20 protein-coding genes are annotated in these 16,100 nt (G+C 61.0%); 12 read left to right on the forward strand and 8 right to left on the reverse strand.

Going from position 1 to position 16,100, the window contains the following annotated elements; all coding sequences use genetic code 11:
• Positions 1-236: 236 nt before the first annotated feature.
• A complete protein-coding gene (locus EFQ99_RS14500; RefSeq protein ID WP_126921705.1) occupies positions 237-638 on the forward strand; it encodes a DUF2794 domain-containing protein in 402 nt (133 codons plus the stop codon).
• Between the two features lie 4 nt (positions 639-642).
• Here the strand turns inward: EFQ99_RS14500 and EFQ99_RS14505 are convergent, their stop codons facing one another.
• The 4 genes from EFQ99_RS14505 to EFQ99_RS14520 all read right to left on the reverse strand — a co-directional run bounded on the left by EFQ99_RS14505 (position 643) and on the right by EFQ99_RS14520 (position 5,466).
• Positions 643-1,200: a GNAT family N-acetyltransferase gene (locus EFQ99_RS14505; RefSeq protein ID WP_126921706.1), complete on the reverse strand. Its 558-nt coding sequence runs from the start codon at positions 1,198-1,200 to the stop codon at positions 643-645.
• 109 nt (positions 1,201-1,309) lie between these two features.
• A complete protein-coding gene (locus tag EFQ99_RS14510; protein WP_126921707.1) occupies positions 1,310-2,038 on the reverse strand; it encodes a Bax inhibitor-1/YccA family protein in 729 nt (242 codons plus the stop codon).
• 180 nt (positions 2,039-2,218) lie between these two features.
• Positions 2,219-4,762, reverse strand: coding sequence for an ABC transporter permease (locus tag EFQ99_RS14515; RefSeq protein WP_126921708.1), 2,544 nt, complete (start codon positions 4,760-4,762; stop codon positions 2,219-2,221).
• Positions 4,759-5,466, reverse strand: a complete 708-nt coding sequence (locus EFQ99_RS14520; protein WP_126921709.1) for an ABC transporter ATP-binding protein — start codon at positions 5,464-5,466, stop codon at positions 4,759-4,761. The genes EFQ99_RS14515 and EFQ99_RS14520 overlap by 4 nt, the downstream gene beginning before the upstream one ends.
• A 72-nt stretch (positions 5,467-5,538) precedes the next feature.
• On the opposite strand from EFQ99_RS14520, the gene EFQ99_RS14525 reads away from it, so the two are divergent.
• On the forward strand, positions 5,539-6,183 hold the full coding sequence (locus EFQ99_RS14525) for an arylesterase (RefSeq protein ID WP_126921710.1): 645 nt from the start codon (positions 5,539-5,541) through the stop codon (positions 6,181-6,183).
• A 68-nt stretch (positions 6,184-6,251) separates the two neighbouring features.
• Positions 6,252-6,845, forward strand: coding sequence for an RNA 2',3'-cyclic phosphodiesterase (gene thpR / locus EFQ99_RS14530; protein ID WP_126921711.1), 594 nt, complete (start codon positions 6,252-6,254; stop codon positions 6,843-6,845).
• On the opposite strand, the gene EFQ99_RS14535 is transcribed toward thpR, so the two are convergent.
• Positions 6,752-7,252, reverse strand: coding sequence for a low molecular weight protein-tyrosine-phosphatase (locus tag EFQ99_RS14535; RefSeq protein WP_126921712.1), 501 nt, complete (start codon positions 7,250-7,252; stop codon positions 6,752-6,754). The two genes, thpR and EFQ99_RS14535, sit on opposite strands and share 94 nt — an antisense overlap.
• A 35-nt stretch (positions 7,253-7,287) precedes the next feature.
• On the opposite strand from EFQ99_RS14535, the gene EFQ99_RS14540 reads away from it, so the two are divergent.
• Together EFQ99_RS14540 and EFQ99_RS14545 are read left to right on the forward strand one after the other, a co-directional pair.
• Positions 7,288-7,593 carry a 4a-hydroxytetrahydrobiopterin dehydratase gene (locus EFQ99_RS14540; protein ID WP_126921713.1) on the forward strand — a complete coding sequence of 102 codons (306 nt, stop codon included), beginning with the start codon at positions 7,288-7,290 and terminating at the stop codon, positions 7,591-7,593.
• A gap of 65 nt (positions 7,594-7,658) precedes the next feature.
• On the forward strand, positions 7,659-8,051 hold the full coding sequence (locus EFQ99_RS14545; RefSeq protein WP_126921714.1) for a YkvA family protein: 393 nt from the start codon (positions 7,659-7,661) through the stop codon (positions 8,049-8,051).
• Positions 8,052-8,096: 45 nt separating this feature from the next.
• Here EFQ99_RS14545 and EFQ99_RS14550 read toward each other — a convergent pair whose 3' ends face one another.
• A complete protein-coding gene (locus tag EFQ99_RS14550; RefSeq protein ID WP_126921715.1) occupies positions 8,097-8,657 on the reverse strand; it encodes a sigma-70 family RNA polymerase sigma factor in 561 nt (186 codons plus the stop codon).
• Positions 8,658-8,992: 335 nt separating this feature from the next.
• Here EFQ99_RS14550 and EFQ99_RS14560 point away from each other — a divergent pair, with 335 nt between their 5' ends.
• The 5 genes from EFQ99_RS14560 to EFQ99_RS14580 all read left to right on the forward strand — a co-directional run bounded on the left by EFQ99_RS14560 (position 8,993) and on the right by EFQ99_RS14580 (position 13,832).
• Positions 8,993-9,514, forward strand: a complete 522-nt coding sequence (locus tag EFQ99_RS14560) for an invasion associated locus B family protein (protein WP_126921717.1) — start codon at positions 8,993-8,995, stop codon at positions 9,512-9,514.
• Positions 9,515-9,762: 248 nt separating this feature from the next.
• Positions 9,763-10,992, forward strand: coding sequence for a dual-specificity RNA methyltransferase RlmN (rlmN, locus tag EFQ99_RS14565; protein WP_126921718.1), 1,230 nt, complete (start codon positions 9,763-9,765; stop codon positions 10,990-10,992).
• 94 nt (positions 10,993-11,086) lie between these two features.
• The gene (locus EFQ99_RS14570) at positions 11,087-12,040 is read left to right on the forward strand and encodes an ABC transporter substrate-binding protein (RefSeq protein WP_126921719.1); all 954 of its coding nucleotides are present in this window, start codon (positions 11,087-11,089) and stop codon (positions 12,038-12,040) included.
• 122 nt (positions 12,041-12,162) lie between these two features.
• Entirely contained in the window at positions 12,163-13,041 is an 879-nt protein-coding gene (locus tag EFQ99_RS14575; protein ID WP_126921720.1) for an ABC transporter permease, read from the forward strand.
• The gene (locus EFQ99_RS14580; RefSeq protein WP_126921721.1) at positions 13,038-13,832 is read left to right on the forward strand and encodes an ABC transporter ATP-binding protein; all 795 of its coding nucleotides are present in this window, start codon (positions 13,038-13,040) and stop codon (positions 13,830-13,832) included. Before EFQ99_RS14575 ends, EFQ99_RS14580 begins: the two co-directional genes overlap by 4 nt.
• Positions 13,833-13,866: 34 nt before the next feature.
• Here the strand turns inward: EFQ99_RS14580 and EFQ99_RS14585 are convergent, their stop codons facing one another.
• Together EFQ99_RS14585 and EFQ99_RS14590 are read right to left on the reverse strand one after the other, a co-directional pair.
• Positions 13,867-14,508 (reverse strand): LysE family translocator, encoded by a 642-nt coding sequence (locus EFQ99_RS14585; RefSeq protein WP_126921722.1) that lies wholly within the window; start codon positions 14,506-14,508, stop codon positions 13,867-13,869.
• 84 nt (positions 14,509-14,592) lie between these two features.
• Positions 14,593-15,444 carry an SDR family NAD(P)-dependent oxidoreductase gene (locus EFQ99_RS14590; protein ID WP_126921723.1) on the reverse strand — a complete coding sequence of 284 codons (852 nt, stop codon included), beginning with the start codon at positions 15,442-15,444 and terminating at the stop codon, positions 14,593-14,595.
• An 85-nt stretch (positions 15,445-15,529) separates the two neighbouring features.
• On the opposite strand from EFQ99_RS14590, the gene EFQ99_RS14595 reads away from it, so the two are divergent.
• Together EFQ99_RS14595 and EFQ99_RS14600 are read left to right on the forward strand one after the other, a co-directional pair.
• Complete coding sequence (locus EFQ99_RS14595) at positions 15,530-15,775, forward strand: type II toxin-antitoxin system ParD family antitoxin (RefSeq protein ID WP_126921724.1); 246 nt, start codon at positions 15,530-15,532, stop codon at positions 15,773-15,775.
• Positions 15,772-16,062, forward strand: a complete 291-nt coding sequence (locus tag EFQ99_RS14600; RefSeq protein ID WP_126921725.1) for a type II toxin-antitoxin system RelE/ParE family toxin — start codon at positions 15,772-15,774, stop codon at positions 16,060-16,062. The genes EFQ99_RS14595 and EFQ99_RS14600 overlap by 4 nt, the downstream gene beginning before the upstream one ends.
• Positions 16,063-16,100: the final 38 nt, after the last annotated feature.

Genomic DNA, 16,100 nt, shown 5'->3' on the forward strand with positions numbered 1-16,100 from the left:
ATGAGGCGCTGTTTTGACTGAAATGCGGCACGGCGGAGAAAGCATGGACTCTATCCAGCGCTTTGTGCTTGCGAAAATCGGAACCGACTTTCGGAAAATTTTACGGCGTCCTTACCCGTCAGAAGAGACGCGCGGCGCTGTGGTGCGGCTGAATGTGCCGGGCGGCGCTCTTGCAATTTGCGGCGGCTCGGGCAAACTGTCACTCTCCTGTCACAAGCGGAGGCCTTGGGAGACTGATGACAGATCAGCCGGATTTGCGACACGGCGAAAGCCGCTCCGTCGACAATAGTTCCTCAGTCGTCGTCGATCTCAGCGAATACAAACAAAGCAAGGACCCGCTTCCGGTGACCTTCCATCGGCGCGAATTGGACGCGATCCTCTGGATCTACGGCCGCATGGTCGGCGAGGGCGAGTGGCGCGACTATGCCATCGATCACCTGAAGGACAGGGCAGTCTTTTCCGTCTTCAAGCGCTCCGGCGAAATGCCGCTCTTTCGAATCGAGAAGAACCCAAAGCTCGCCGCCAAGCAGGGCGCCTATTCCGTCATCAATACCAACGGCATGATCCTCAAGCGCGGACACGAGTTGAACCAGGTGCTGAAGGTGTTCGACAAGGTTCTCAAGCTCGTCGACAAATAGCGAATCAACCGGCAAACAGCGTGCCGGGATAGATCGACGGGTCCGGGTCGGTGCTCATGCCCTCGCCGAGGGCGCGCTGCATGAGCATCGTGTCCAGCCAGCGGTCGTGCTTGTAGCCGGTGCCTTTCATCAGGCCAACCTCCACAAAGCCAGCCTTCAGATGAAGCGCGATCGAGGCGGGGCTTGCGCCGCCGATGACGGCCACCATCTGACGAAAACCGAGAGCAGTGCAACGGTCGATCAACTCGGTCATCAATGCTTTGCCGATGCCTCGGCCGCGCGCTTCCGGGGCCAGATAGATCGAATCCTCCACCATCCAGCGATAGGCGGGGCGGGTACGGAAGGCCGAAGCATAGGCATAGCCGAGGAGCTTTCCGTCCGCATCGGTTGCGGCGATATAGGGATATTGCTGGCCGACGATCGCCGCAAAACGCTGCATCATCTCGGCCTCGGAGGGCGCGACGATCTCGTAACTCGCGACGCCGTTCAGTACGGAGTCGCGATAGATCTCGGTAACGGCGGGGATATCGACTTGCGAGGCGTCACGCAGGAGGAAGGACATTTGGGCGGCTGGTCCATCGGGAAGGCAAGGTCTCTCTAAAACCATTCCTCCGGGACCGGCGCAATAAAAAAGGCGGCCGAAGCCGCCTTTTCGATCTCGTTATGCCTGCTTATCTGCGGTTGCCCATGAACTGCAGCAGGAACATGAAGAGGTTGAGGAAGTCGAGATAGAGCGTCAATGCGCCCATGATCGCCTTGCGGCCGGCGACTTCAGAACCGTCACCATCGAAATACAGTTCCTTGATGCGCTGCGTGTCGTAGGCGGTGAGGCCTGCGAAGATCAGAACGCCTGCCACCGAGATTGCGAACTGCAGAGCGGACGAGCCCAGGAAGATGTTGACGATCGAAGCGATGATCACGCCGAACAGACCCATGATCAGGAACGAGCCCATCGCCGACAGGTCACGCTTCGTGCTGTAGCCGTAGAGCGACAGCGCGCCGAAGGAGGCGGCGGTCACGAAGAACGTCTGGGTGATGCTCGACTGCGTATAGACCAGAAAGATCGACGACAGGGAGAGACCAACCAGCGCGGCGTAGACCCAGAAAGTTGTCTGGGCGGCGGAGACGCTCATCTGCTGAATGCGGAAGCTCAGGAAGAAGACGACCGCAAGGGGAGCAAGGATCACGACCCAGCGCAAGGGAGACTGGAACAGAAGCGCGCCAAACTGGGTGAGCTGGCCGTCCTGAACAGCGAAGTTGAATCCGAGATATGCGGCCACACCGGTGATCGCCAGACCCAGCGCCATCAGGTTGTAGACCTTGAGCATATATGCGCGCAGGCCTTGATCAATCATCTCGCCGGTCTGAGCGCGGCTTTGATAGTTACGAAGATCAGCCATAGTTTCCTCTTACAAGCCCCGATGGAGATACGGTGTCGGGTTTTCGACCCGGGCGCCGCTGCGGAGCTCCAGCATGCCTGCTGACAATATGAGGCTTTCGCCCATTGCAAACAAGAGGCTTGCAAGGGTGCTGCCGGTTAAATCGCCGTAAGGTGAAGGGTTTTGGGTGCCGCTATTCCCTCAAAGCTCCCGCAGCACGGGGGCGGCCTTTTGCCCGAGGATGCGCCAGGTGCCGATGAGGCCGATGCCGACGGTCAGCACGAGCGCGGTGAGAAGCGTCAATCCCGCCACATCGGGCAGGAAGGTGGAAGGCAGGTGCATGATCCGGGCGACGATGAACCAGGCGGCGGTAGCGCCGGCGATCAGCGCGAAGATCGCGGTCGCCAGCCCGAGGATCAGATATTCGTAGCTGAAGGCGCGGATCAGCATGGCGCGGGTTGCGCCGAGCGTCTTCAACACGACCGCGTCGTGGGTACGGGCCCGGTTTCCGGCGGCGAGCGCGCCGGCTAGGACGAGGATCGAGGCGATGAGGGCAACGGAGGCGGCGGCGCGGATCGCGGTTGCAAGTTGGGCGACCAGCTGGTTGACGATATCGATCGCGTCCTTGACGCGGACGCTGGTGATGGTCGGATAGGTGTTGGTGACGGATTTCAGGATCGCTGCGTCCTCAGCCGGCGTCGAGGAGGGATCGGTCAGCGTCGCCAGCCACGCATGCGGGGCGCCGCGGAAGGTGTTCGGCGAGAAGACCATGACGAAATTGATCGACAGCGATTCCCACTGGACCCTGCGCAGGTTGGCGATCTTTGCGGTTATGTTGCGGCCGAGCACGTTGACCGTGACCTTATCGCCGATCTTCAAGCCGAGTTCATGCGCCTCTTCCGAGGAGAAGGAGACGAGCGGCTCGCCGCTGTAATCCTTGTTCCACCAGCTACCTTCAGTCAGGGCAGCATTTTCCGGCAAGGTATCGGCATAGGTGATGCCCCGGTCGCCGTTCAGCACCCAGCGGCCGGCGGCCGGTACGTTCATTTTGGTGACATCCTCGCCGTTGAAGGCGACGATCCGGCCGCGCAGCATCGGCACTTCGACGAGTTTGCCTTGCGGCGCCTGCGCCTGGACGAGATTTCGGAAAGCATCGACCTCGGCGCTCTGGATATCGACGAAGAAGAAATTCGGCGCGCCCTCGTTCATGCGGCCGGTCAGCTGCCGGCGCAGGTTGCCGTCGATCAAAGTCAAAGTCACCAGCAATGCCAGGCCGAGGCCGAGCGAGAGGACCACTGATGGCGTCAGCGCGCCGGGGCGGTGGATGTTGCCGATCGCAAGCCTGAGTGCCGGCGAGTTGACGCGCGGGCTGCGGCGCGCAAGCCAGGCGATCGCTGCTGCGACGAGGCGCAGGACGACGAAGGCAAAGACGATCGCGCCGACGAAGACGACGGCGATGAAGCGGTCATAGGCGGTGAGGATGGCAAGGCCGGCAAGAGCCGCCATGAAGAGGGTGGCCAGCAGGATATAGGGCCAGGACGGCAGGTGGCGGGCTTCGAAGCCCTGTTCGCGGAAGAGTGCCGTTGCCGGCACTTCGCGGGCATGGCCAAGCGGCAGGATGGCAAAGGCGAGCGTCGTCAGGATGCCGAAGAACGTCGCGAGCAGCAGGGCGCCGGGATAAAGCGTTGGCGTGGTCGACACCGGGAGGAACTGCGCCAGGAACTGCGCGGCGAAGATCGGCGACAGGGCGCCGATGACGAGGCCGATGAGGATGCCGCCGAGGGCTATGATGGCGATCTGGAAAAGGTAGATCAGAACGACGACCTGCGCCGGCGCGCCGAGACATTTGAAGGTGGCGATGGTGGTGCGTTTGGCATCGAGGAAGGCGCGCACGGCATTGGCGACACCGACGCCGCCGACGATCAGCGCGGTCAGGCCGACCAGCGTCAGGAACTGCGAGAAGCGGGTGATATTTTCGGTGAGCGCGGGCGCGGCGCGGTCGCTGGTGCGGATCGCCCAGCCGGCGGAGGGGAATTCCTTGGAAGCGCGCGCCTGGATGCCCGACATCGCGCCCTTGTCTTCCAGCCGGATCTTGTAGGCATGTTCGACCAGGCTTCCCGTCTGGATCAGCCCTGAGGCTTCAAGCGCCCGGCGGCTGACGAGCAGGCGCGGCGCAAAACCGAAGCCTTCCGAGAGCGCATCCGGCTCGGTCTTCACCGTTCCGGTAATGCTGAGCTTGACGTTGCCGAGCAGCAATTCGTCGCCGACCGCAAGGCCGAGCCGATCGAGAAGCAGGGGTGCTGCCACCGCGCCGTAGGTTCCGCCTTCGCCCGCCAGCAACGCTGCAAGCGGATAGTCCGGTTCGGCCTTGAACCGGCCATAGAGCGGATAGGCGTCGTCGACCGCTTTGACCTCGACCAGCGCCTGGTCCGAACCGTCGGGCTTGCGAGCCATCGAGCGCAGGCCTGTCGATACCGAGACGGTGCCGAGACCTTCGAGGAAACCCATTTCCTGAGGGGTGGCCTCACGGTTATTGAGCTCGAAGCGGACATCGCCGGCAAGCAGCTCCTGCCCTTGCGAGGCGATCGTGTCGGTGATCGACTGCGAAACGGAATTGACGGCGGCGATGGCGCCAGTGCCGAGCGCGATGCAGGCGAGGAAGATGTAGAAGCCGCGGATGCCGCCGCGCAGCTCGCGGAGCGCCAGGCGAAAAGCAAGCGAGACGCGCGGCGCCACGATCCTCATGCGAATGCGGCCTCGCTGTGGCGGGCAGCGCTGTCGCCCTCTATCCTGCCGGAGCGGACACGGATCTGGCGCGAGCAGCGGTTTGCAAGCGAGACGTCGTGGGTGACGAGAAGCAGGGTCATACCGCGTTCGGCCTGCTTGGCAAACAGGAGATCGGCGATCTGGCGGCCGGTCTCGGTATCGAGATTGCCTGTGGGCTCATCGGCGATCAGCAGGGCTGGCGAAGGGGCGAGCGCTCTGGCGATTGCCACGCGCTGCTGTTCGCCGCCGGAAAGCTGGCCGGGATAGTGGTTCAGCCGCTCCCCGAGGCCGACCGAATTCAGCTCGCGATGGGCGATGTCGAATGCGTCGCGGACATTGGCGAGTTCCAGCGGCACGGCGACGTTCTCAAGCGCCGTCATATTGGCGATCAGGTGGAAAGACTGGAAGACGATGCCGATGTTGCGGCCGCGGAAATCGGCGACCTGATCCTCGCTCAGGCTGTGGAGCGGCGTATCGTTGATGTTGATTTCGCCGCTGTCGAGCTTCTCCAGCCCGGCAAGCACCATCAGCAGGGTTGACTTGCCGGAGCCGGAAGGGCCGACGATGCCGACGGATTCACCGGCGGCGACATCGAGGTCGATGCCCTTCAACACATGTACGGAGGCGGCGGCGCTGCCAAGGGTCAGATCGGCGCTCTTCAACTCGATGATGGTTTTTGCCAACAGAAATCGCCCTATATAAGTCCGTAATCGAATGACCGCATAACGGCACTTCGCCAATTTAGGGAAAGCAGGATGAGATTTAAAGTTGCCGCCCTTCAATTCACCGTCATTGCCGTCTCGCTGATCTTTGCCGCTGGAGCGAACGCGCGGACGATCAATCTGGTCGGATTCGGGGACAGCCTGATGGCGGGCTATCAACTGCCGCCGGGCGACGGCTTTCCGGAGAAGCTGCAGGCGGCCCTGAAGGCGAAGGGGCTCGACATCGCTATCGCCAATGCCGGTGTTTCGGGCGACACGACGGCGGGAGGCCTCGCCCGCATCGACTGGTCGGTTCCCGACGGCACGGACGGCGTCATTCTGGAACTCGGCGCCAACGATGCGCTGCGCGGCATCCCTCCTGAAGAGAGCGAGAAGAATCTCGACCAAATGATTGCCCGGCTAAAGGAACGAGGGATCGCAGTGCTGCTCGTCGGCATTGTGGCGCCGCCGAATATGGGGGCGGAGTATGCGGCGCGCTTCAACCCGATCTATCGGGAACTTTCGCAAAAACACGGGGTCCCGCTCTACGCCTTCTTCCTTGACGGCGTCGCATTGGATGCGGGGCTGAAACTCGAGGACGGAATGCATCCGAACACGAAAGGCGTCGACGTCATGGTCGGGAAGATGGAAGCCGATGTCACAAATTTCGTCGGGACGATTTCTTCTGTGAAGAAATAGGGGCTTGCGCGGTCGTTGATTGCGTGATTCCGTGTGAGCACCTGCAAAAGATTCGGGGAGTGCTCGTTATGCCGAGACTGTTTACCGCCCTCGAAATTCCGCGCAATGCGGCGATGAGCCTTTCATTGCTGCGCGGTGGTCTCCCCGGAGCACGATGGATCGATGTGGAGAATTACCACATCACCCTGCGCTTCATCGGTGACGTTGATGGCCGCACGGCCGATGAAATCGTTGAACGCCTCGACCGGATCGACCGGCCGGAATTCCAGTTCCGGCTCGAAGGTATCGGTTCCTTCGGTTCGAAGAAACCGCATTCGGTCTGGGCCGGCGTCTCGCAATCGCCGGAGATGTACGCCCTGCAGGCCGAAATCGAGCGCATCTGCCAGCGCATCGGCCTGCCGCCCGATCCGCGCAAATTCATGCCGCATGTGACGCTGGCACGGCTCAAATCCTCACGTCTCGACGACGTGGTGCAATATCTGGCCGGGCGCGGCAACTTCCACACCACAACCTTCACGGCGCCGCGCTTCGTGCTGCTTTCGTCTCGCGAATCGGTCGGCGGCGGGCCTTACCTGACCGAGGAAGTGTTCCCGCTGCATGAGGCGCGCTCGACGCCCAGCGCTTCGAGCAGGCTGCCGCAGCCGGCCAAGAGCCTGGTATAGACCAGCTCGAAACCGTCCGGGCCGCCATAATAGGGATCGGGGATATCCTCTCCGGTTCCAAGGGCGGCATCGCCGAAAAGACGGATGGTTGCTTCGGGCGGTGCGACACTGCCGAGGGCTGCCACATTGTTGCGGTCCATGGCCAATATCAGATCAAAATCCCTGAAATCCGCGGGCCGGATGCGGCGGGCACGCTGCCCGGATATGTCGACGCCGTGGCTTTTCGCGGTGGCGATCGATCGCTGGTCGGGCGGATCGCCTTCATGCCAGCCGCCGGTGCCGGCGGAATCAATCGTAAAATGGCCGACCAGACCCGCTTGCGCGACGAGATGGCGAAAAATTCCTTCGGCGAGCGGAGAACGGCATATATTGCCCATGCAAACGAAGAGGATGCTGATGCGTTTCATCGGTAGATCCGTCAGTGAGATAAGAGGAGCATGGCATGAAATGGGAAAGACTGGAACGGGCGGCGGTCGAGGCTGAGCTGACCAAGCTTGCGGGCTGGGCGCTCAACGATACGGCCTCCGCGATTTCGAAGACATTCAAGTTTTCAAATTTCATCGAGGCTTTCGGCTTCATGACGGAAGCCGCCCTTGCCGCCGAAAAACTCAACCACCATCCCGAATGGTTCAATGTCTATTCCAAGGTGGAAGTGACACTGAACACGCATGACGCCGGCGGGTTGACGGAACTGGATTTCAAGCTCGCCAGGGCGATGGAGAAGGCGGCGGCGCGGCGCGTCGTTTGAAAACGGGGCCGATTGAAAGCCGAAGCGCCATCACCATATGTTCGCATGGACGAAAGGATAGAGGGATGGACGACGTCAAATTCGGGGAAATCCTGTTGCCAGGTGACGAGGACACGCAGAGCCGGCGCGAGAGGACGGTTCGGCAGAAATTCTGGCCGACCTTCCGGCGGGCGGTGCGGCAGATTCCGTTCTCGCGCGACGTCGTCGCCGGTTTCTACTGCGCGCTCGATCCGCAGACGCCGACCAAAGTGCGCGGCGTCCTGCTCGCGGCACTCGCCTATTTCGTCATGCCGATCGATATGATCCCTGACGTTTTCGCTGTCATCGGCTTTTCGGACGACATTGCCGTGCTCTCGGCAGCCTTCGCAATGGTGCGTGGCCATATCCGGCCGGGCCACTACGAGGCGGCCGACCGCGTTCTCGCCGACGGTCCGGAAGAGGTGATGAAGACGATCTAAAGCGCGTCGCACTTTAGAGTTTTCCCAAAACCGCTGCACCGTGCTCTAGGCGATCTCCTGCTCCAGTACTTTGCGGAGCTTGCCGAAGGCAAGCCGGATGCGAGATTTCACCGTGCCGAGCGGCAGCCCGGTCGCCTCGGCGATCTCCGAATGCGATTGGCCGAGGAAGAAGGCGGCGCGGAGCATTTCGCGCTGTTCTTCCGGCAGTTGGCCGACGGCCGCGCGTATCTTGGCGTCACGATCGTCGTTGGCGATCATTTCGTCCGCGCCGATTTCGGCCGGGGGCTGTAGGGCCGGGTCGGTCTCGTCGAAGGTGTGGGTGCTGGTGCGGCGCTGGAGGTCGATCCGGCGATTGCGGGCGATGCGGAAAAGCCAGGTCGAAAGCGAGGATCGCGTGGCGTCGTAGAGATCGGCCTTGTGCCAAAGCACGATCATGATTTCCTGGACCAGTTCCTCGGCCTCGCCTGATGTCATTTTCTGGCGCATCAGCCAGGCCTTCAGGCGAGGCGCGAAATAATCGAACAGGATGGAAAAGGCCTGCTGGTCGCGATCTCTAGCGACGGCCTTCGCGAGGGCAGCGAAACGCTGTCTTTCCTCGGCATCCATGTCCTCTCACGAGCCCCCTGCGGCGAAAATTTCGTCCCGGATTTCCAAGTCTTAATGAGGTACAACGGAATTGGGAAAGGTCAAACTCTTGCCTGAATCTTTGTGTCTTAAATTCAGCCGAACGGACGGTCGATGGCATCGGGACAAGGTGTCGCGACAGATGCCGTCGAAGGGGCGAAGTTGAACACTCGAGCTGAAATGACACAGGCGATACAAATTGCAGCCATTGTTGACCATTTGGTAACCTGAATTAAGTCAAAATAAAGCAGATCGTGATTATGCGCTGCCCGCTATGATCGCTTCGGGCCTTGAATCGCAAGAACCGGCAGGAATCCATGTTTGTAAAAAGTATCGTATCCGCCCTCGCACTCACCTTTGTCATGGCCGGAGTTGCGACGGCGCAGCAGGCCGCGGCCGCTGCCGCGCCGACACGCATCCAGCAGTTCCAGGCATGGGGCGCCTACTCCTACAAGTCGGGCAACAGCACCGTCTGCTACGTGCTGTCGGTTCCGACCGCGAAGCAGCCGGCAAGCGTCGATCACGGCGATAATTTCTTCATCGTCTCGCAGCGCCCGGGCCAGAATATCTCCTACGAGCCGCAGGCGATGATGGGCTATACGGTGAAGGAAAATTCGAAGATCAACGTCGTCATCGACAACAAGACCTTCGTGATGTTCACCAAGGACAAGGCCGGCTGGGTTGAAAATGCCGCCCAGGAGCCGGCGCTCGTCGCAGCAATGAAAACGGGTCATTCGATGACGGTGAATGCCGTTTCGCGCAAGGGCACCGGCACTTCCTACAGCTATTCGCTCTCCGGCATCTCGGCCGCGCTGAAGCAGATCGAAAGCTGCAAGTAAACGGCTTTTTGTTCGCAAAATCTCATGGGCCGGCCTTGCGCCGGCCTTTGTCGTTTCCATCTCTAGTGACGCGCGGGCAAAATGATGCTAAAGCCCGCGGCCAACAGCGGACAGATCGCGATATCAGTCGCCTTCCGCCATTCATTTTCTGCCAATGTGCCGTCATGCGCCCGCAAGTCTTCCGGCTTATCCCGGCAAGTTTTTGGGCTTGCGGAGCGGTTACATGTCCGACTTCGGGATGAAAGACTATGTCCGTCATGGATGCGTTTGATGTCACCAAGCCTCAGGCCGCGCGCGGCTCTGCCGGCGTCGAGAAGCCGTCGCTGATCGGCCTGTCCCGCGAAGAAATGGGAGCAGCGCTTCGTGAAAAGGGCGTCGCCGAAAAGCAGATCAAGATGCGCGTCTCCCAGCTCTGGAACTGGATCTATGTGCGCGGGGTTTCCGACTTCGATCACATGACGAATGTTGCCAAGGACATGCGCGAGATGCTGAAGCGGCATTTCACCATTGAGCGTCCCGAGATCGTCGAGGAACAGGTCTCCAACGACGGCACGCGCAAATGGCTGCTGCGCTTTCCCCCGCGGGGCGCAGGACGTCCTGTCGAGATCGAGGCGGTCTATATTCCGGAAGAGGGCCGCGGAACGCTCTGCATTTCCAGCCAGGTCGGCTGCACGCTGACCTGTTCCTTCTGTCATACCGGCACACAGCGCCTGGTGCGCAACCTGACGGCGGAAGAAATTCTCTCGCAGCTGCTGCTCGCCCGCGACCGGCTTGGTGACTTCCCGGACCGCGAAGCGCCGCAGGGCACGATCATGCCTGCCGAAGGCCGCAAGGTCAGCAACATCGTGATGATGGGCATGGGTGAGCCGCTCTATAATTTCGACGCCGTCAAGCAGGCATTGCTGATCGCCACGGATGGTGATGGCCTGTCGCTCTCCAAGCGGCGCGTGACGCTTTCCACGTCAGGCGTGGTGCCGGAGATTTTCCGCACCGGCGAAGAGATCGGCGTCATGCTGGCAATTTCGCTGCATGCGGTGCGCGACGACCTGCGCGACATCCTGGTGCCGATCAACAAGAAGTATCCGCTGAAGGAACTGATCGACGCCTGCAAGGCCTATCCAGGACTTTCGAACGCGCGGCGCATCACCTTCGAATATGTGATGCTGAAGGATGTCAACGACAGCCTCGAGGACGCCAAGGGGCTGATCAAGCTCTTGAAGGGCGTCCCGGCGAAAATCAACCTGATCCCGTTCAATCCCTGGCCCGGCACCAATTACCAGTGTTCGGACTGGGAGCAGATCGAGAAGTTTGCCGATTTCATCAATTCGGCAGGTTATGCTTCGCCGATCCGAACGCCGCGCGGCCGCGACATTCTTGCTGCCTGCGGCCAGCTGAAATCGGAATCCGAGCGCATGCGCAAAACCGAGCGCCTGGCCTTCGAAGCGATGATGATCGCCAATCACGGCGCCGACGACTGATCAGCAAGTTTGATCCTCGCTACAATTCTCCTGCATTGATTTAAGCATGCGCTTTTTCTAATAGTGCGGCCAAAATCATTTGAGGAGGATGCCCATGCGCCCGATTTTGCTCGCTCTTGCCGCCACTTTGGCCCTTTCCCTGCCTGCAAAGGCTGACAATGTGACGGTTGCCGTGACGGCGATCGTCGAGCATCCGGCGCTGGATGCGGCCCGCAAGGGCGTTCTCGATGTGCTGACGGCGGCCGGCTACAAAGAGGGCGAGAACCTGAAATTCGTGTTCGAGTCGGCCCAGGGCAATCCGGCCACCGCTGCCCAGATCGCCCGCCAGTTCGCCGGCGACGAGCCCAATGTCATCGTGCCGATCTCGACGCCATCGGCCCAGGCCGTCGTCTCCGCGGCGCGCGACATTCCTGTCGTCTTCACCGCAGTGTCCGACCCGCTCGGTGCCCAGCTCGTCAAGAACATGGACAAGCCCGGCGGCAATGTCACCGGCCTTTCCGACATGTCGCCGGTCGCCGAGCACCTGGCCCTGATCAAGGAAATCCTGCCTGATGTGAAAACCATCGGCTATCTCTACAACTCAGGTGAGGCGAACTCGGTTTCGCTGCTCGCCGTGCTGAAGGCCGAGGCCCAGAAGGCCGGCCTGACGGTTGTGGAATCGGCCGCCACCAAATCCGCCGAGGTCCAGGGTGCGGCGCGCGCCCTCGTCGGCCGCGCCGATGCGATTTACATCCCGACCGACAACACGATCATCTCCGCGCTCGAAGGCGCCGTTGCTGTAGCCGAAGAGAGCAAGCTGCCGCTCTTCACCGCCGATACCGATTCGGTTTCGCGCGGTTCGGTCGCTGCCCTCGGCTTCAACTATTACGATGTCGGCAAGCAGACCGGTGAGATCGTCGTACGCGTGCTGAAGGGTGAAAACCCGGGCGATATCGCGGTCAAGACCGCCGCCGGCAGCGACCTCGTCGTCAACAAGGCTGCTGCGGCCAAGATGGGCGTCACCCTGCCTGAGAGCGTGCTTAAGCGCGCCAACAAGGTCATCGAATAAACTGCCATAGTTCCATCGGCCTGTTCACATTCAGCCGCTCCGGTTTGCACGGGGGCGGCTGAAGTATTACAAGGCTGCGGTTTCGCGACGGGCGGAACGGAAACAAAAAGGGGCTGAAAGCCTTGAGCCAAATCGCATTCTGGGGAGCCGTCGAGCTCGGCCTGGTCTATTCCTTCGTCGCTCTCGGCGTCTATCTCGCTTTCCGCGTCCTCGATTTTCCTGATCTGACGGTGGACGGCTCCTTTCCGCTCGGTGCGGCGGTAACCGCGGTGCTGATTATTGCCGGCGTCAATGCATGGCTCGCGGCGCTGATCGCCATGGCGGCGGGTGCCGGCGCGGGCATGGTGACGGCGCTGCTCAACGTGCGCTTCAAGATCCTCAACCTGCTCGCCTCGATCCTGACGATGATTGCGCTCTTTTCCGTCAATCTAAGGGTGATGGGCAAACCCAACGTCGCGCTCATCAACGCCGATACGATGATCAGCCCGTTCTTCGGCCATGGCCTTCGTGATTTCTATGTGCGACCACTCTTCGTCGGCGTGCTTGTGGTCGTTGCCCTCATCCTGGTCTGGCGCTTTCTCGAAAGCGATGCCGGGCTTGCCATGCGGGCGACCGGCGCCAATGCCAGAATGGCCCGGGCGCAAGGCGTCGATACCAGCCGGCAGATCTACCTCGGCATGGCGATCTCCAATGCGCTGGTGGCGCTCGGCGGCGCATTGTTTGCCCAGACGAATGGCTTTGCCGACGTCACCTCGGGCGTCGGTACGATCGTCGTGGGGCTTGCCGCCGTCATCATCGGCGAGACGCTGCTGGGGCGCCGGGGACTGCTGATGGCGTTGATCGGCTGTGTGCTCGGCTCGATCCTCTATCGCATCGCCATCCAACTGGCGCTTTCGAGTGACGTCATCGGCTTGCAGGCCTCCGACCTCAATTTCGTTACGGCGGTGTTGGTGACCGTGGCACTCATCCTTCCCCGTCTTCGCCGAGGTGCCGCATCATGATCAGCGTCAAGGACATCAAGGTCGTTTTCGGTCGTGGCACGCCGCTGCAGAAGCAGGCGCTCAACGGCGTCAACCTGACCATCGAGCAGGGTTCCTTCGTCACCGTCATCGGCTCCAACGGCGCCGGCAAATCGACGCTGCTCGGCGTGCTTGCCGGCGACGTCATTCCGAGCGAAGGGCAGGTGCTGATCGGCAAGAACGAGGTGACGCGCAAGTCGACGGCGGCGCGCGCCGGTCTGGTTGCGCGCGTCTTCCAGGATCCGCTGACGGGAAGCTGTGGCTCATTGTCGATCGAGGAAAACCTCGCTCTCGCTGCGCGGCGCGGCGAAAAGCGCGGGCTTGCGCCGGCGCTCGCTGGTAAGAGGCGCGACTATTTCAGGGAGCGGATTGCCGAACTCAATCTCGGGCTGGAAAACCGGCTGAAGGACCGGATGGATCTGCTCTCCGGTGGGCAGCGGCAGGCCGTCTCGCTCGTCATGGCAACACTCGCCGGCTCGGAAGTGCTGCTGCTCGACGAACATACGGCGGCACTCGACCCCGGTATGGCCGAGTTCGTGATGAACCTCACGCAGAAGATTGTCGCTGAGCGCAAGCTGACGACGATGATGGTGACGCACTCCATGCGCCAGGCGCTGGATTACGGCCATCGCACGATCATGCTGCACGGCGGCGAGATCGTTCTCGACGTGGCAGGCGACAACAGGAAGAACCTGCAGGTCGAAGACCTGATCGCCATGTTCCGCAAGATGCGCGGCCAGACGCTCGATGACGATGCTTTGCTGATTGGCTGAGCCAAAAGCGTGCTTATCGGCTGGCCGAAGCGGATTATTTTGCCTGGGTGAGCAGGATCTTGGCTGCGAAGATCGAGAAGACGCCGGCAAAGGTATAGTCCATGCCGCGCAGCACCTTCTTGTTGTTCTGCAGCCAGGCGGTGAGCCAATCGGCGGCAAAGATTACGCTGGCATTGACGGGCATGCCGATCAGGATGAAGCAAAGCCCAAGGAAAAGCAGCTTCTGCGTGACGGCGGGATCGCCGGCGCTGACGAATTGCGGCAGGAAGGTCATGAAGAAGATGATGACCTTCGGGTTCAGAAGATTGACCCAGAAGCCCGACGAGATGTTGGCAAGTGCTGAGCCCTTCTGCGTCTCGGTCTTGGCGACGGTGAGCTTCGAGCCGAAGCGGATCGCCTGCATCGCCAGCCAGAACAGATAGGCCGCGCCGCCGGTCTTCAGCATGAGAAAGGCTGTCGGCGAAGCAGTGATCAGCGCCGAAATGCCGAAGGCGACCAGCATGGTGTGGACGACGATGCCGAGGCTGGTGCCGACGACAACGAAGAGAGCCGCCTTCTTGCCCTGGGCCAGCGCGCGGCTGATCGACAGCGTCATGTCGGGGCCTGGGGTCGCCGCAAGCAGGAGCGTCGCGGCGGCAAAGGCGAGAAGGGTCGGCAGACTGGGCAGGAAATCCATGGCACACTCGGAAAGCCGGAAAGACCTGACGATCTCTTACCCGGCTTTCAGAAAATTACCAATCAAACCTGCTGATGGCGCCGATCACTTCTGTTCCAGGAAAGCCTTGAACTTGTCGGCATAGTCCTTGTGCCAGCGCGACAGCGGGGGACGGTTCTCGATGATGTCGCCGGCTGCCCAGGCCATGCGGCGTTCGTCGACCGGGCGGGCAACGTCGTTGTCGGGGCAGAGGATGTAGAAATCGCCGCGTTCGAGGCTTTCGACCATGAAATCGACGGTCTGCTCCGGCGTCCAGGCTGCTGCCGGCTTTTCCACGCGCTCGCCCTTGGTGAGGCCGGTGAAAACGAAGCCTGGGATGAGGAGATGCGCCGAGATCTTTGCGCCAGCAGTATTGCGCAGCTCGTGCTCCAACGCCTCGGTGAAAACCTTCACGCCTGATTTTGAGATGTTGTAGGCGGGGTTGCCGGGCGGGGTGGTGATGCCCTGCTTTGAGCCGGTGTTGATGATGAGGCCGGGCTCGCCATGCGACAGCATCTTCGGGCCGAAGGTGCGCGTGCCGTTGATGACACCCATTAGGTTGACGGCGAAGATATGATCCCAGTTCGTCTGCGGGCTGAAGATCGAGGTTTCCGGGCCGATGCCGGCATTGTTCATCAGCACATGCACGCGGCCGAAACGCTGGAGCACGGCACGTTCGAGCGCCTCCAGGGAGTCCCGGCTGGCGACATCGGTTTCCACCGCCATCACATCTTCCTCGCCGGCAATTGCCTTGAGTTCTTCGGCGGCATTGGCCAGCCGATCGCCGCCGAGATCGGCGATGACGACGCTCATGCCGGCCTTGGCAAAGTGTTTTGCCGCGGCAAAGCCGATACCGGAAGCGCCGCCGGTGATGACGGCAACATTGGACTTCTTGAAAATGTCTTGAATATTCGTCACGGGCTGCCTCTCCTCGGAGCATTGTTCGGACAATGCCGAATATGGTAGTTTCGAAATGCAAGTCAAACCTGCGAGGTACCCGCACGTGGCCAAGGTCGTATCCGTCAGAATCGATGACCACATGGAGGAATTTATCGGCAATCAGCTCGATCAGGGAGCCTATGGCTCCGCAGACGAGGTGATTGACGCCGGCTTGAGGCTTCTTCAGCGCGAGGCAGAGCTTGCGGCAATCGAGGCAGCCATTATCGACGGTGAGAAATCCGGCAAGCCACGGCCTTTTGATTTTGATGCTTTTATCGAGGGAAAGCGAGCGCGACACGCCCGCCGATGAAAGCGCTTCTTCTCTCGCCAGCTGCTGTCGACGATATCGACAGGATTTATGACTATACCGAAGAGAAATGGGGCCAAGGTCAAGCCGAGGACTATATCTTTGCGCTTCGGGATGACTGCGGGGCGCTTGCAGCACAGACAAAGCGAGGCCGCAAAATCATGGGATTGAGGAGCGGCTACACCGCCCTGGCGTTTCGCTCGCATTTCGTCATTTACACTGAGACCGAAGATGTGTTGACGATTGTTCGCATCCTGCATCGGCGTATGAATATCGCGGCCCATCTCTAAACCGGGCTTGTGGTGTCTGGCTTGCCCTTGCGTCACGC

This window comes from Rhizobium vallis, assembly GCF_003985155.1.
GTDB lineage: Bacteria > Pseudomonadota > Alphaproteobacteria > Rhizobiales > Rhizobiaceae > Rhizobium > Rhizobium vallis.

What these genes read in the sequence shown, in the direction of transcription:
- EFQ99_RS14525 (WP_126921710.1), top strand. Translation starts at nt 5,539, where the DNA reads ATGAGATTTAAAGTTGCCGCCCTTCAATTCACCGTCATTGCCGTCTCG.
- EFQ99_RS14540 (WP_126921713.1), top strand. Translation starts at nt 7,288, where the DNA reads ATGAAATGGGAAAGACTGGAACGGGCGGCGGTCGAGGCTGAGCTGACC.
- EFQ99_RS14570 (WP_126921719.1), top strand. Translation starts at nt 11,087, where the DNA reads ATGCGCCCGATTTTGCTCGCTCTTGCCGCCACTTTGGCCCTTTCCCTG.
- EFQ99_RS14515 (WP_126921708.1), bottom strand. Translation starts at nt 4,762, where the DNA reads ATGAGGATCGTGGCGCCGCGCGTCTCGCTTGCTTTTCGCCTGGCGCTC.
- EFQ99_RS14510 (WP_126921707.1), bottom strand. Translation starts at nt 2,038, where the DNA reads ATGGCTGATCTTCGTAACTATCAAAGCCGCGCTCAGACCGGCGAGATG.
- EFQ99_RS14500 (WP_126921705.1), top strand. Translation starts at nt 237, where the DNA reads ATGACAGATCAGCCGGATTTGCGACACGGCGAAAGCCGCTCCGTCGAC.
- EFQ99_RS14580 (WP_126921721.1), top strand. Translation starts at nt 13,038, where the DNA reads ATGATCAGCGTCAAGGACATCAAGGTCGTTTTCGGTCGTGGCACGCCG.
- EFQ99_RS14600 (WP_126921725.1), top strand. Translation starts at nt 15,772, where the DNA reads ATGAAAGCGCTTCTTCTCTCGCCAGCTGCTGTCGACGATATCGACAGG.
- EFQ99_RS14585 (WP_126921722.1), bottom strand. Translation starts at nt 14,508, where the DNA reads ATGGATTTCCTGCCCAGTCTGCCGACCCTTCTCGCCTTTGCCGCCGCG.
- rlmN (WP_126921718.1), top strand. Translation starts at nt 9,763, where the DNA reads ATGTCCGTCATGGATGCGTTTGATGTCACCAAGCCTCAGGCCGCGCGC.
- thpR (WP_126921711.1), top strand. Translation starts at nt 6,252, where the DNA reads ATGCCGAGACTGTTTACCGCCCTCGAAATTCCGCGCAATGCGGCGATG.
- EFQ99_RS14505 (WP_126921706.1), bottom strand. Translation starts at nt 1,200, where the DNA reads ATGTCCTTCCTCCTGCGTGACGCCTCGCAAGTCGATATCCCCGCCGTT.
- EFQ99_RS14560 (WP_126921717.1), top strand. Translation starts at nt 8,993, where the DNA reads ATGTTTGTAAAAAGTATCGTATCCGCCCTCGCACTCACCTTTGTCATG.
- EFQ99_RS14550 (WP_126921715.1), bottom strand. Translation starts at nt 8,657, where the DNA reads ATGGATGCCGAGGAAAGACAGCGTTTCGCTGCCCTCGCGAAGGCCGTC.
- EFQ99_RS14535 (WP_126921712.1), bottom strand. Translation starts at nt 7,252, where the DNA reads ATGAAACGCATCAGCATCCTCTTCGTTTGCATGGGCAATATATGCCGT.
- EFQ99_RS14545 (WP_126921714.1), top strand. Translation starts at nt 7,659, where the DNA reads ATGGACGACGTCAAATTCGGGGAAATCCTGTTGCCAGGTGACGAGGAC.